This window comes from Leclercia sp. 29361 (assembly GCF_011290365.1).
Taxonomy (GTDB): domain Bacteria; phylum Pseudomonadota; class Gammaproteobacteria; order Enterobacterales; family Enterobacteriaceae; genus Enterobacter; species Enterobacter tamurae.
On sequence record NZ_CP049786.1, the window covers coordinates 4,366,001 to 4,379,392 of the forward strand.

Below are 13,392 nucleotides of genomic sequence, written 5' to 3' on the forward strand. Positions count from 1 at the left end.
GGCTACGCCATTATCCTAAAAACAACTTATTAAGGCGCAGCCAAGATTTCCCTGGTGTTGGCGCAGTATTCGCGCACCCCGGTTTAGCCGGGGTCATTTTTTTCTGCTCTCCACCCAGGCTTTCAGGACGGCCACATCGTTCTGCCACTCCTGCTTCATCTCTTCAACCCATTCACCCACGTTATCTTCCCACGCCGGTAAATCCGGGGACTGGATCTGCTTACCTAGCTGCTGCAGATGACGCAAACCAATAGAGCCGGCGGCTCCTTTGATCTTATGGCCCTCTTCAACAACGCCTTTTTGATCCCGCGCCGTCAGGTTGGACTCCAGCACGTTCAGATAGCCTGGCATCATTTTTTCGAACATGGCTACACCGTCAGTGATCAACTTCGGACCCACCAGATCGATGTACTGCTCCAGCATCTCGATATCCAGCAAAGACTGCGCTTTTTCCGTATCTACCGTCGTCATGGTGCTCTCCTCTTCGTCACTGGTGTCCCAGTACTTCTTAATCATGGCGGTTAAGGCAGGTACCGCCAGCGGTTTGCTCAGTACATCGTCCATCCCGGCATCAAGGTACTCTTTTTTATCTTTCAGCACGTTGGCGGTCAACGCCACCAGCGGCGGCAGCTCATCGCTGGCGTAACGGCTGGTCAGTTCACGGGAGATGTCCAGCCCGGTCATGTCCGGGAGCTGAATATCCAGCAGCACCAGATCGTATTCCCCCGGGGTGAACATCTCCAGTGCGGCCTTGCCGGTCATGGCGACATCGACGCTACTGCCGAGTTTCTCCAGCACCGAGCGCGCCACAATCACGTTCAGTTCAATATCTTCCACCAGCAGCACGTGCAGAGCAGGCAGCGGCATATCGTCATGGGCAAAGGTATCTTCGACCTCTTCCGCCACGGCCGGAGCACGAACGCTCAGTTTAAACACCGAGCCGTGTCCAGGGTTGCTGCTCACCGTAATGTCGCCCCCCATGCTCTTCGCCAGGCGACGCGATACCGCCAGGCCAATGCCGGTGCCGGTAGCGGGCTTGCCTCCCTGGCTATCTTTAACCTGATAATACATGGCGAAGATCTTGTCCTGCTCCTCCTGCGGAATCCCGATCCCGGAATCTTCCACCTCGAAGTGCAGCATCTCGCCTTCGCCGTAACGCACGCGAACTGCCACCTGACCGCTCTGGGTAAACTTGACCGCATTGCTGATCAAGTTCCAGAGGATCTGGCGCAGGCGCGTGCCGTCAGTCACCACCTTGTGCGGCAGCGGCAGCGTTGGCTCCATCACAAAGCGTAGCCCTTTCTGCTGTGCCTGCAGGCCGGAGAGGTTTTCCAGATCGGCCAGGAAACCGGTGAAGTCCACCGGCTGGTTATCCAGCTGGACTTTGCGCCGCTCCATCTTATCCATATCGATAATATCGTTGAAGATATTGCCGAGCGTGACCGCTGAAACGTGGATCGTTTTCAGATATTTCTCCTGCTCTGCCGTCAGGTCGGTATCGAGCAGAATGCGGCTTAACCCCACGATGCCGTTGAGCGGGGTACGCAGCTCATGGCTGATGGTAGAGATAAAGGTGGTTTTATCGCGGCTGGCGCGCTCGAGGGCATCCTGATAGCGCTTACGCTCGGTAATGTCGCGCCCGAAACCCATCAGCCCGTGGCGTTTCCCGACCCGGTCGTAATACGGCACTTTGCGGATTTCGAAGCAGGCTTTGCGCCCGTCCGGGTAGTCGAGCCACTGCTCGTAGGTCAGGGAGACGTTATGACGGAACACCTTCTCGTCGGTTTCGATAACTTTGGCGGCCGCCTCGGGGGAGTAGACGTCCTGGGGGCGCAGACTGACGAGCTGCTTTTCGCTTTTACCGGTCAGGAGCTCCATCGCCCGGTTACAGCCGGAAAACTCTTTGTCTTCATTGCGGTAGAAGACCAGATCCGGGGAGGCGTCGAGGAAAGAGCGCAGGAATGAGGATTGCTGCTCAAGCTGGATCTGCGTCTGCTCGCGCTCCTTCATTTCGATTTTCAGCTGTTCCAGGGTGGTCTGGCGCTCGGCCTCGGCTTTCTCACGATCTGAGATCTCCTGGTTCAGTTGAGCGATGTTATCTTTCAGCTGCACGTTAAGCTTCAGATCGCGTTCGCGCATCTCCTCCAGCTTTTCCACTACCCTGGTCAGCCGCTGGCGGGACTCCTCCAGCTGTTCAACCACTACCGAGAGGAAATAGACCGCCCAAGGGGTGATCAGCAGGCCGAAGAAAATAGACCGAATGAGGTCAATGCTCTCAACCTGGCCGTGCAGCACCATGGTAATGGCCATCTGCACCACAATCGCCAGCACCACCAGCGCCAGCGCCAGCAGCAGGGAGAAGCGGACCAGGCCGAGCTTCATCATCAGATCGACATAGTATTGCGCCAGTAACCGAATTTGCTTCATAGGGGATCTCTTCACGACGTCATCGCACAATAATACTCAAATTCCAGGCAAGACGTTGAAGGTTGTGCAAAAAAGTGAGGGGTAGAACAGAGGATGCACCTCACCTCCGAAAGGAGGAGGTGAGGTGTCAGGGGTCAGGAGCGCTTCAACAGCATCCAGAGGCTGATCAGGAAGAAGGAGGCGCTTGGCAGCAGCGCGCCAATAACTGGCGGGATACCGTAAACCAAGGTCAGCGGACCAAAAATCTGATCGAGGACATAGAAGACGAAACCGAAGCTGATGCCGGTCACGACACGTACCCCCATCGGAACGCTACGCAGCGGGCCGAAGATAAACGACAGCGCCATCAGCATCATCACCGCCACGGAGAGCGGCTGGAAGATCTTGCTCCACATGTTGAGCTGATAACGCCCGGCGTCCTGGCCACTCGACTTCAGGTACTTCACGTAGTTGTGCAGGCCGCTGATGGACAGCGCATCCGGATCCAGCGCCACCACGCCGAGCTTGTCGGGGGTCAGGTTGGTTTTCCAGGTACCAGTGACCGTCTGCGAACCGGTAATCTGTTTTGGATCCTGCAGGTTTGACTCATCCACCTGGGACAAACGCCAGACCTTTTTCTCCGTATCGAAGGTCGCAGAGGTCGCATAACGCACTGCCTGCAGACGACGCTGATCGTTAAAGCTGTAGATGCTCACGCCGCCGAGCGTGTTCTCGCCGGTAACGCGTTCGATATAGACAAAGTTATTCCCGTCTTTCGCCCACAGCCCCTGCTGGGTCGAGAGCAGCGAGCCGCCATACATCATCTGCGCACGATAGTTACGCGCCATCTGCTCGCCCTGTGGCGCAACCCACTCACCCATCGCCATGGTCAGGAATACCAGCGGGATCGCGGTTTTCATCACCGACAGCGCAACCTGCATACGGGTAAAGCCCGACGCCTGCATCACCACCAGCTCACTGCGCTGCGCCAGCATCCCCAGCCCCAGCAGAGCGCCTAACAGCGCCGCCATCGGGAAGAAGATCTGCACGTCTTTCGGAATACTGAGCAGGGTATACATACCCGCCCCCAACGCATCATAGCTCCCCTGCCCGGCCTTTTTCAGCTGGTCGACAAACTTGATGATGCCGGAGAGCGACACCAGCATGAATAACGTCATCATGATGGTGGTAAAAATGGTTTTACCGATATAGCGGTCAAGAACGCCAAACGCCTGCATTACACCGCTCCTTTACGCGTAAACCGGGCTCGTACACGGCGCATCGGCACGGTATCCCACAGGTTGAGGATGACCGCCAACAGCAGATAGAGTCCGTTAATCACCCAGGTCCAGATAACCGGGTCGATTTTTCCTTTACCGCCATTCGATTTGATCGAGGTCTGCAGCAGGAAGAACACCAGATAAAGCAGCATCGCGGGCAGCATGGAGAGCACGCGGCCCTGACGTGGGTTGACCACGCTGAGCGGCACCACCATCAACGCCATCATAAAGACGGTGAATACCAGAGTCAGTCGCCAGTGCAGCTCCGCGCGGGCGCGATTGGTATCGGTGTTGATAAGCGTACGCATGCTCATCTGCTCAGTATCGGTAGGATCCAGCGCCACCGTCTGATGACCAATAATCGCCTGATAGTTCTGGAAGTCAGTAATGCGGAAATCACGCAGCATCGCCGTGCCTTCAAAGCGAGTGCCCTGGTTCAGGGTCACGATCTGCGAACCGTTTTTATCCTGGGCGAGCTGACCGGAATCGGCCACCACCACGGACGGACGGGCATTACCTTTGGTACGGATTTGCGCGAGGAAGACGTCGTTAAAGCGGCTGCCATCCACGCTTTCAATAAACAGCACGGAGTTACCGTCGGTTGCCTGCTGGAACTGCCCCTGCGCCAGTGCGGCCATGCCGGGGTTCGCTTTCGCTTCAGCCAGCACTTCGTCCTGATGTCGCGAGGAGACAGGCCCGGCCCACATCACGTTCACCGCGGCCACGATGCCGGTAAACAGCGCCAGGACCATCGCAGCTTTAATCAGTACCGCTTTGCTCAGACCACATGCGTGCATGACGGTGATTTCACTTTCGGTATAGAGTTTACCGAGCGTCATCAGCAGTCCGAGGAAAAGGCTTAATGGCAGGATAAGCTGCGCCATTTCAGGCACGCCTAACCCGAGCAGAGAAAGCACCAGATTTGTGGGAATTTCACCGTCGACAGCCGCGCCGAGGATCCTCACCAGTTTCTGACAGAAAAAGATCAGAAGCAGGATGAAGAGTATCGCCAGCTGGCTTTTGAGCGTCTCCCGCACCAGATATCTTATGATTATCACATTAAATACGCCCGTAAAAACCCGTCTCTTTGCAGGAAAATCGCTTGTTTCATGGCTTAAACGTCATTTATTCTCTTGAGTCGTCGAAATCATCGCTAAGATTAGAACACCCGGCGGATTCGCGCTTCAGTAGTTACTATGACGTGTCGAAACCGTAATAACGTAAGATTAACACGAAGTCACCGCAACAGCGGGCATGAGTTACGAAAGGTTTCAATTCTATCCGTAGCTGCCGCTGTTGTCTTTAAGATTCAGGAGCGTAGTTCATGGAGTTCAGTGTAAAAAGCGGTAGCCCGGAGAAACAGCGGAGTGCCTGCATCGTCGTCGGCGTGTTTGAACCCCGCAGACTCTCTCCGATCGCAGAACAACTCGATAAAATCAGCGACGGCTACATCAGCGCCCTGCTGCGCCGTGGCGAGCTGGAAGGCAAACCGGGTCAGACGCTGCTGCTGCATCATGTGCCGAACGTACTGTCCGAGCGCATCCTGCTGATTGGCTGTGGCAAAGAGCGCGAGCTGGATGAGCGCCAGTACAAACAGGTTATTCAGAAAACGATTAATACACTGAATGATACTGGCTCAATGGAGGCCGTGTGCTTCCTGACCGAACTGCACGTCAAAGGCCGCAACACCTACTGGAAAGTGCGCCAGGCGGTTGAGACCGCAAAAGAAACCCTCTACAGCTTCGATCAGCTGAAAACCACTAAAAGCGAACCTCGTCGTCCGCTGCGTAAAATGGTCTTTAACGTTCCGACTCGTCGTGAGCTGACCAGCGGCGAGCGCGCCATTCAGCATGGTCTGGCGATCGCTGCGGGTATCAAAGCCGCGAAAGATCTGGGCAACATGCCGCCAAACATCTGTAACGCCGGTTATCTTGCCTCCCAGGCGCGCCAGTTGGCTGACTCCTACAGCAAAAATGTGGTCACCCGCGTGATTGGCGAACAGCAGATGAAAGAGCTGGGTATGCACTCCTACCTGGCCGTCGGCAACGGTTCACAAAATGAATCCCTGATGTCGGTCATCGAGTACAAGGGCAACCCATCTGAAGACGTGCGTCCGATTGTGCTGGTCGGTAAAGGCCTGACCTTCGACTCCGGCGGTATCTCCATCAAACCGGCCGAAGGCATGGATGAGATGAAGTACGACATGTGCGGTGCGGCGGCGGTCTACGGTGTGATGCGTATGGTGGCGGAACTCCAGTTGCCTATCAACGTGATCGGCGTGCTGGCAGGCTGTGAAAACATGCCGGGCGGACGCGCCTATCGTCCGGGCGACGTGCTCACTACCATGTCCGGCCAGACCGTTGAAGTGCTGAACACCGACGCCGAAGGCCGTCTGGTACTGTGCGACGTGCTGACTTACGTAGAACGCTTCGAGCCTGAAGCGGTGATCGACGTGGCAACCCTGACCGGTGCCTGCGTGATTGCGCTGGGTCACCACATCACCGGCCTGATGTCGAACCACAACCCGCTGGCCCATGAGCTGATCGGTGCTTCCGAACAGGCGGGCGACCGCGCATGGCGTCTGCCGATGGCCGATGAGTACCAGGAGCAGCTGGAGTCCAACTTTGCAGATATGGCCAACATCGGTGGGCGTCCTGGCGGTGCCATCACCGCAGCCTGCTTCCTGGCGCGCTTTACCCGCAAATACAACTGGGCCCACCTGGACATCGCCGGTACTGCATGGCGTTCCGGTAAAGCCAAAGGCGCCACCGGCCGCCCGGTTGCCCTGCTGTCGCAGTTCCTGCTGAACCGCGCCGGGTTTAACGGCGAAGAGTAATTCCCGTCTGATGCCCGGTAGCGCTACGCTTACCGGGCCTACGGGATAATGCCGTTTGTAGGCCGGGTAAGCGTAGCGCCACCCGGCTTTGCATTTAAATCCACAACAAGAAGCCCCATATATGAAAAACGCGACGTTCTATCTTCTGGACAATGACACGCAACAGGATGGCCTCAGCGCCGTCGAACAGCTGGTGTGTGAGATTGCCGCAGAACGTTGGCGCGGTGGAAAACGCGTGCTGATTGCCTGTGAAGATGAGCAGCAGGCCATCCGTCTGGATGAAGCCCTGTGGGCACGACCGCCGGAAAGTTTTGTTCCGCATAATCTCGCGGGGGAAGGACCGCGCGGTGGCGCGCCGGTGGAGATCGCCTGGCCGCAAAAACGCAACAGCAGCCCGCGGGATATTTTAATCAGCCTGCGTACCGGCTTTGCAGATTTTGCCACCGCTTTCACAGAAGTGGTAGACTTTGTCCCTCACGAAGATTCTTTGAAACAACTGGCGCGCGAACGCTATAAAGCGTACCGCCTGGCTGGTTTTAACCTGAATACGGCAACCTGGAAATAATGGAAAAGACATACAACCCACGCGATATCGAACAGCCGCTTTACGAGCACTGGGAACAGCAGGGCTATTTCAAGCCTAACGGCGACGAAAGCAAAGAGTCCTTCTGCATCATGATCCCGCCGCCGAACGTCACCGGCAGTTTGCATATGGGGCATGCCTTCCAGCAGACCATCATGGATACCATGATCCGTTACCAGCGCATGCAGGGCAAAAACACCCTGTGGCAGGCGGGTACTGACCATGCGGGTATTGCTACCCAGATGGTGGTCGAACGTAAAATTGCCGCTGAAGAAGGTAAAACCCGCCACGACTACGGTCGCGACGCCTTTATCGACAAAATCTGGCAGTGGAAAGCGGAATCCGGCGGCACCATTACCCGTCAGATGCGCCGTCTCGGCAACTCCGTGGACTGGGAGCGCGAGCGCTTCACCATGGACGAAGGCCTGTCCAACGCCGTTAAAGAAGTGTTCGTCCGTCTGTATAAAGAAGACCTGATCTACCGTGGCAAGCGCCTGGTAAACTGGGATCCAAAACTGCGCACCGCCATCTCTGACCTGGAAGTGGAAAACCGCGAGTCTAAAGGCTCCATGTGGCATATCCGCTATCCGCTGGCCGACGGTGCCAAAACCGCAGACGGTAAAGATTACCTGGTGGTGGCCACTACCCGTCCGGAAACCCTGCTGGGCGATACCGGCGTGGCCGTTAACCCGGAAGATCCGCGTTACAAAGATCTGATCGGTAAATTCGTGGTGCTGCCGCTGGTAAACCGCCGCATTCCGATTGTGGGCGATGAACACGCCGACATGGAAAAAGGCACCGGCTGCGTGAAGATCACCCCGGCACACGACTTTAACGACTATGAAGTGGGTCGTCGTCACGCCCTGCCGATGATCAACATCCTGACCTTTGATGGCGACATCCGCGAAAGCGCGGAAGTGTATGACACCAAAGGCGAAGAATCTGACGTCTATTCCAGCGATATCCCGGCTGAGTTCCAGAATCTGGAGCGTTTTGCCGCGCGTAAAGCGGTAGTTGCCGCTGTTGACGCCCTGGGCCTGCTGGAAGAGATCAAACCGCACGACCTGACCGTTCCTTACGGCGACCGTGGCGGCGTGGTGATCGAACCGATGCTGACCGACCAGTGGTACGTGCGTGCCGACGTGCTGGCGAAACCGGCTGTTGAAGCGGTTGAGAACGGCAGCATCCAGTTCGTGCCAAAACAGTATGAAAACATGTACTTCTCCTGGATGCGCGATATCCAGGACTGGTGTATCTCCCGTCAGCTGTGGTGGGGTCACCGCATCCCGGCGTGGTATGACAACGAAGGCAATGTCTACGTGGGCCGCACCGAAGACGAAGTGCGTCAGGAAAACAAGCTGAGCGCTGACGTCGCCCTGCGTCAGGATGAAGACGTGCTGGATACCTGGTTCTCTTCCGCGCTGTGGACCTTCTCCACCCTCGGCTGGCCAGAGAATACCGATGCGCTGCGTCAGTTCCACCCAACCAGCGTGATGGTCTCCGGCTTCGACATTATCTTCTTCTGGATCGCCCGCATGATCATGATGACCATGCACTTCATCAAAGATGAAGACGGCAAGCCGCAGGTTCCGTTCCATACCGTCTACATGACCGGTCTGATCCGTGACGACGAAGGTCAAAAGATGTCCAAGTCCAAGGGTAACGTTATTGACCCGCTGGACATGGTTGACGGTATCTCGCTGGAAGATCTGCTGGAGAAACGTACCGGCAACATGATGCAGCCGCAGCTGGCTGAGAAGATCCGCAAGCGCACCGAGAAGCAGTTCCCGGACGGCATCGAGCCACACGGTACCGACGCCCTGCGTTTCACCCTGGCGGCGCTGGCCTCAACCGGTCGCGACATCAACTGGGACATGAAACGTCTGGAAGGTTACCGCAACTTCTGTAACAAGCTGTGGAACGCCAGCCGCTTTGTGCTGATGAACACCGAAGATCAGGATTGCGGCTTTAACGGCGGCGAAATGACTCTGTCGCTGGCTGACCGCTGGATCCTGGCGGAATTCAACCAGACCACCAAAGCGTTCCGTGAGGCGCTGGACAGCTACCGCTTCGATATCGCGGCAGGCATTCTGTACGAGTTCACCTGGAACCAGTTCTGTGACTGGTACCTGGAGCTGACCAAGCCGGTGATGAACGGTGGATCTGAAGCGGAGCTGCGCGGTACGCGCAACACCCTGATTACCGTTCTGGAAGGTCTGCTGCGCCTGGCGCACCCGATCATCCCGTTCATTACCGAAACCATCTGGCAGCGCGTGAAGGTGATTGCCGGTATCAATGCCGATACCATCATGCTGCAGCCGTTCCCGGCCTTCGATGCTGCGCAGGTTGATGAAGCTGCTGCTGCCGATACCGAGTGGTTGAAGCAGGCGATCGTTGCCGTGCGTAACATCCGTGCAGAGATGAACATCTCCCCGGGTAAACCACTGGCACTGCTGCTGCGTGGTTGCAGCGAGGCGGCGGTTCGTCGCGTGACGGAGAACAACACCTTCCTGCAGACCATGGCACGTCTGGAGAGCATCACCGTGCTGCCGGCAGATGATAAAGGTCCGGTCTCCGTGACCAAAATCATCGACGGCGCCGAGCTGCAGATCCCGATGGCTGGCCTGGTTGACAAAGAGGCTGAGCTGGCGCGTCTGGCGAAAGAAGTGGCTAAAGTTGAAGTTGAAATCGGTAAGATCGAAAGCAAACTGTCTAACGAAGGCTTTGTCGCCCGCGCACCGGAAGCGGTTATCGCTAAAGAGCGTGAGCGTCTGGTTGGTTTCGCGGATGCTAAAGCGAAACTGATCGAGCAACAGGCTGTCATTAGCGCGCTGTGATGAGTGAAGCTATGCATGTAAATGCCTCTGTAACGGCGCATCTGCGCCGTATCACCGCCACGGATAACCCGGCAATCGCCGGCGTTATCCGCCGGGTATCTGCTGAGTACGGCCTGACGGCCGATAAAGGTTATACCGTTGCGGATCCCAATCTCGATGAACTGTACGCGGTGTACAGCCAGCCGGGGCATGCCTATTGGGTGGTGGAGCAGAATGGCCAGGTTGTGGGTGGCGGTGGCGTTGCGCCGCTCTCCTGCAGCGAGCCGGACATCTGCGAACTGCAAAAAATGTATTTCCTGCCCGTCGTCCGTGGACAAGGCTTAGCCAAAAAACTGGCGTTACAGGCACTGGATCATGCCCGCGCGCAGGGGTTTAAACGCTGCTATCTTGAAACCACCGCCTTTCTGACCGACGCCATCAGACTGTACGAACATCTCGGCTTTGAGCATATCGACCAGCCGCTGGGATGTACCGGGCATGTTGATTGCGAAGTGCGAATGTTGAAAACGTTATAATTCCTTTCCTGCCCCCTTCTGTTAAGCGGCTGTAAACTGAATGCTCTACACTCTCAGTTCCACACCATCAGGGGGTAATATCATGTCGAAGATAAAAAGCTACGCCGCACCGCAGGCGGGTGCAGAACTTGAGCTGTACGAATACGATGCGGGCGAGCTGAAAGCAGAAGACGTTGAAGTCCAGGTTGATTACTGCGGGATCTGCCATTCCGATTTGTCGATGATCGATAACGAATGGGGCTTTTCGCAATACCCGCTGATTGCCGGGCACGAAGTGATTGGCCGCGTGGTGGCCCTCGGCAGTGCCGCGCAGGAAAAAGGGCTGAAGATTGGCCAACGCGTGGGCATCGGCTGGACCGCACGCAGCTGTGGTCACTGCGATGCCTGTATCAGCGGCAACCAGATTAACTGTCTGGAAGGCGCCACCCCTACCATTCTGAATAACGGCGGTTTCGCTGACAAACTGCGCGCCGACTGGCAGTGGGTCATTCCTCTTCCTGAGCAGATGGATATCGAATCTGCCGGTCCGCTGCTGTGCGGCGGGATCACGGTCTTTAAACCACTGCTGATGCACCACATCACCGCCACCAGCCGCGTGGGGGTAATCGGTATTGGTGGCCTGGGCCATATTGCCATCAAGCTTCTGCACGCGATGGGCTGTGAAGTAACGGCGTTCAGCTCCAACCCGGCGAAAGAGCAGGAAGTGCTGGCAATGGGTGCTGACAAGGTGGTGAACAGCCGCGACCCTGAGCTGTTGAAAGCTCTGGCCGGTCAGTTTGATCTGATCATCAACACCGTTAACGTCGATCTCGACTGGCAGCCGTACTTTGAAGCGCTGGCCTACGGCGGTAATTTCCATACCGTGGGTGCTGTCCTGAAGCCACTGCCTGTTCCGGCGTTCACGCTGATTGGCGGCGATCGCAGCGTGTCGGGTTCTGCAACGGGCACACCTTATGAGCTGCGTAAGCTGATGAAATTTGCCGGTCGCACCAAAGTCGCGCCGACCATCGAGATGTACCCGATGTCGAAAATCAACGACGCTATCCAGCACGTCCGTGACGGCAAAGCTCGTTATCGCGTGGTGCTGAAAGCAGACTTTTAAGCTGTTGTTGCCCGGTGGTGCCAGGCTTACCGGGCCTACGGGGCGGTGCGGTCTGATGCCCTCACCCCGTCCCTCTCCCACCGGGAGAGGGAGCAAACATTAAAAACGGTAACGGTTGTTACCGTTTTGCATTTACCTCGCCACCCGGCAATTTCCCACTATCGCACCAGGGCCGCAAATACCTCAGCCACTGCCACCGCCCCAGGATCGGCTACCCCGTCAAGATTCTCTTTATTCACATAGGATGAGCGCCCCGCTCCGGCTTTGCTCATACTCGCCGTGGCATCCGCCCCCTCTTTTGCAGCCCTGGCGGCAGCCTGAATATCCCCTGTCTGAAACGCTTCCAGCGCGGGCTGGAGCGCGTCGATCAAGGTGCGATCCCCGCGATCGGCCCCGCCATACTGTTTCATTTGCGCAAGCCCGGTCAGCAAGGCAGCGGGCAAGGCTTTCCCGCTCCGCAGCGCCTGTCCGGCGGCGGTAAAGAAGATCGACATCAATACCCCGCTCGATCCTCCCATCACCGTCGCCAGCCGCTCGCCCACCACCAGCAGCAGCTGCGGCAGATCGTTCAGCGGCAGGCGCTCCTCCTCCAGCCATTGCGCAATGTCCCGTGCACCTTGCGCAAAGGTCGACCCTGTATCGCCATCCCCCACTTTTGCATCCAGGGCGTTAAGACGATTTTCCAGGGCGATTAAGCAACCCGTGGCCGCAGCGAGGTACTGCGCGACGTTCGCATTCGCTGACGGGGTAAATTCCTCGCTGTCATGCAGCGGGGTGTGTGCCAGCGAGCGCAGCGGCGCAAAGGCCACCGGCTTTTGCCAGCCCAGCGTCTCTACCGGCGCGTTGAGCGCCTCTTCAAAGTTCGGGTTTAGCTTCAACAGGGACAAGGAAAAGCCCTTCATGTCCAGCGAACTCACCAGCGGTGCCGGACCAATCAAATACGCGATCTGATCTTTCAGCGCCGAATGCGCCAGCTCTTTGGTCAGCAGCGCCATCTCCAGCGCCGAGACGCCGCCGAGGTTATTGATCAGCACCGCCAGCCGCCCAACACCTGCCTGCGCCAGCAAGGGTTTCACCAGCGTATCGATAATCGCCCTGCTGTTTTGCGTCTCGACCACCGACGCCCCTGGCTCACCGTGGATCCCCAGCCCCAGCTCGACGTGACCTTTTCTGATGCGCCCCTCTTCATCGTCGCTGCCCGGCAGATTGCAGGTCTGTATCGCCACGCCCAGACTCCAGAGATTATCGCAGGCCTGAAGGGCCATATCCCGCACGTCCCTCAGCGATTTCCCCTGTTCGGCAGCATGCCCGGCAATTTTATGCACCAGCGCGGTTCCGGCAATGCCCCGCGGCTGATTGTTATCCGGGAGAGCGATATCATCGGCCACAATCACCATCTCCACTTTGAGCCCGAAGCGCTTGGCTTTTTCTGCCGCGAGGCCAAAGTTGAGACGATCCCCGGTGTAGTTTTTGACGATCAGCAGGCAGCCCTGCTCGCCGGTCACCGCCACGATGGCATTCAGCACCGCCTCTACGCTCGGGGAAGCAAACAGATCGCCGCAGACGGCAGCGGTCAGCATCCCTTTACCCACAAACCCCGCATGCGCCGGTTCATGACCGGATCCGCCGCCGGAAATCACCGCCACGCGGCTTTTATCCCAGTCGGCGCGCACCACCACACGGATCGCCGGATCGCTATCCAGTTTGACAAGATTGCCGTGCGGGGCGGAGATGAGCATACCTTCAATGGCGTCATTAACCAGCTGTTTGCGGTCATTAAAGAAGAATCTGGACATAGCTTTCCAATATGTTGTGAATCGTATGCAAAAGCAT

Annotated in this window: 9 protein-coding genes; 5 read left to right on the forward strand and 4 right to left on the reverse strand. The window is 57.1% G+C overall.

The window, feature by feature from the left end; all coding sequences use genetic code 11:
- Nucleotides 1-93 precede the first annotated feature (93 nt).
- The 3 genes from arcB to lptF form a co-directional block, all read right to left on the reverse strand.
- Nucleotides 94-2,427 carry an aerobic respiration two-component sensor histidine kinase ArcB gene (gene arcB / locus G7090_RS20875; protein ID WP_166184240.1) on the reverse strand — a complete coding sequence of 778 codons (2,334 nt, stop codon included), beginning with the start codon at nucleotides 2,425-2,427 and terminating at the stop codon, nucleotides 94-96.
- A 134-nt stretch (nucleotides 2,428-2,561) separates the two neighbouring features.
- Entirely contained in the window at nucleotides 2,562-3,644 is a 1,083-nt protein-coding gene (lptG, locus tag G7090_RS20880) for an LPS export ABC transporter permease LptG (RefSeq protein WP_166184242.1), read from the reverse strand.
- On the reverse strand, nucleotides 3,644-4,744 hold the full coding sequence (lptF, locus tag G7090_RS20885) for an LPS export ABC transporter permease LptF (RefSeq protein WP_106994845.1): 1,101 nt from the start codon (nucleotides 4,742-4,744) through the stop codon (nucleotides 3,644-3,646). Before lptF ends, lptG begins: the two co-directional genes overlap by 1 nt.
- Before the next feature lie 266 nt (nucleotides 4,745-5,010).
- Here lptF and pepA point away from each other — a divergent pair, with 266 nt between their 5' ends.
- From pepA to G7090_RS20910, 5 genes are all read left to right on the forward strand, one after another.
- Nucleotides 5,011-6,522 carry a leucyl aminopeptidase gene (pepA, locus tag G7090_RS20890; RefSeq protein WP_106994846.1) on the forward strand — a complete coding sequence of 504 codons (1,512 nt, stop codon included), beginning with the start codon at nucleotides 5,011-5,013 and terminating at the stop codon, nucleotides 6,520-6,522.
- 121 nt (nucleotides 6,523-6,643) lie between these two features.
- Complete coding sequence (holC, locus tag G7090_RS20895) at nucleotides 6,644-7,087, forward strand: DNA polymerase III subunit chi (RefSeq protein WP_106994847.1); 444 nt, start codon at nucleotides 6,644-6,646, stop codon at nucleotides 7,085-7,087.
- Complete coding sequence (locus G7090_RS20900; RefSeq protein WP_166184244.1) at nucleotides 7,087-9,942, forward strand: valine--tRNA ligase; 2,856 nt, start codon at nucleotides 7,087-7,089, stop codon at nucleotides 9,940-9,942. Before holC ends, G7090_RS20900 begins: the two co-directional genes overlap by 1 nt.
- A complete protein-coding gene (locus tag G7090_RS20905) occupies nucleotides 9,942-10,457 on the forward strand; it encodes a GNAT family N-acetyltransferase (protein ID WP_371811735.1) in 516 nt (171 codons plus the stop codon). The genes G7090_RS20900 and G7090_RS20905 overlap by 1 nt, the downstream gene beginning before the upstream one ends.
- 82 nt (nucleotides 10,458-10,539) lie before the next feature.
- A complete protein-coding gene (locus G7090_RS20910) occupies nucleotides 10,540-11,559 on the forward strand; it encodes an NAD(P)-dependent alcohol dehydrogenase (RefSeq protein WP_166184249.1) in 1,020 nt (339 codons plus the stop codon).
- A gap of 158 nt (nucleotides 11,560-11,717) precedes the next feature.
- Here G7090_RS20910 and G7090_RS20915 read toward each other — a convergent pair whose 3' ends face one another.
- Nucleotides 11,718-13,355: a dihydroxyacetone kinase subunit DhaK gene (locus tag G7090_RS20915; RefSeq protein ID WP_166184251.1), complete on the reverse strand. Its 1,638-nt coding sequence runs from the start codon at nucleotides 13,353-13,355 to the stop codon at nucleotides 11,718-11,720.
- Nucleotides 13,356-13,392 lie beyond the last annotated feature (37 nt).

What these genes read in the sequence shown, in the direction of transcription:
- arcB (WP_166184240.1), bottom strand. Translation starts at nt 2,427, where the DNA reads ATGAAGCAAATTCGGTTACTGGCGCAATACTATGTCGATCTGATGATG.
- lptG (WP_166184242.1), bottom strand. Translation starts at nt 3,644, where the DNA reads ATGCAGGCGTTTGGCGTTCTTGACCGCTATATCGGTAAAACCATTTTT.
- pepA (WP_106994846.1), top strand. Translation starts at nt 5,011, where the DNA reads ATGGAGTTCAGTGTAAAAAGCGGTAGCCCGGAGAAACAGCGGAGTGCC.
- holC (WP_106994847.1), top strand. Translation starts at nt 6,644, where the DNA reads ATGAAAAACGCGACGTTCTATCTTCTGGACAATGACACGCAACAGGAT.
- G7090_RS20900 (WP_166184244.1), top strand. Translation starts at nt 7,087, where the DNA reads ATGGAAAAGACATACAACCCACGCGATATCGAACAGCCGCTTTACGAG.
- G7090_RS20905 (WP_371811735.1), top strand. Translation starts at nt 9,942, where the DNA reads ATGAGTGAAGCTATGCATGTAAATGCCTCTGTAACGGCGCATCTGCGC.
- G7090_RS20910 (WP_166184249.1), top strand. Translation starts at nt 10,540, where the DNA reads ATGTCGAAGATAAAAAGCTACGCCGCACCGCAGGCGGGTGCAGAACTT.
- G7090_RS20915 (WP_166184251.1), bottom strand. Translation starts at nt 13,355, where the DNA reads ATGTCCAGATTCTTCTTTAATGACCGCAAACAGCTGGTTAATGACGCC.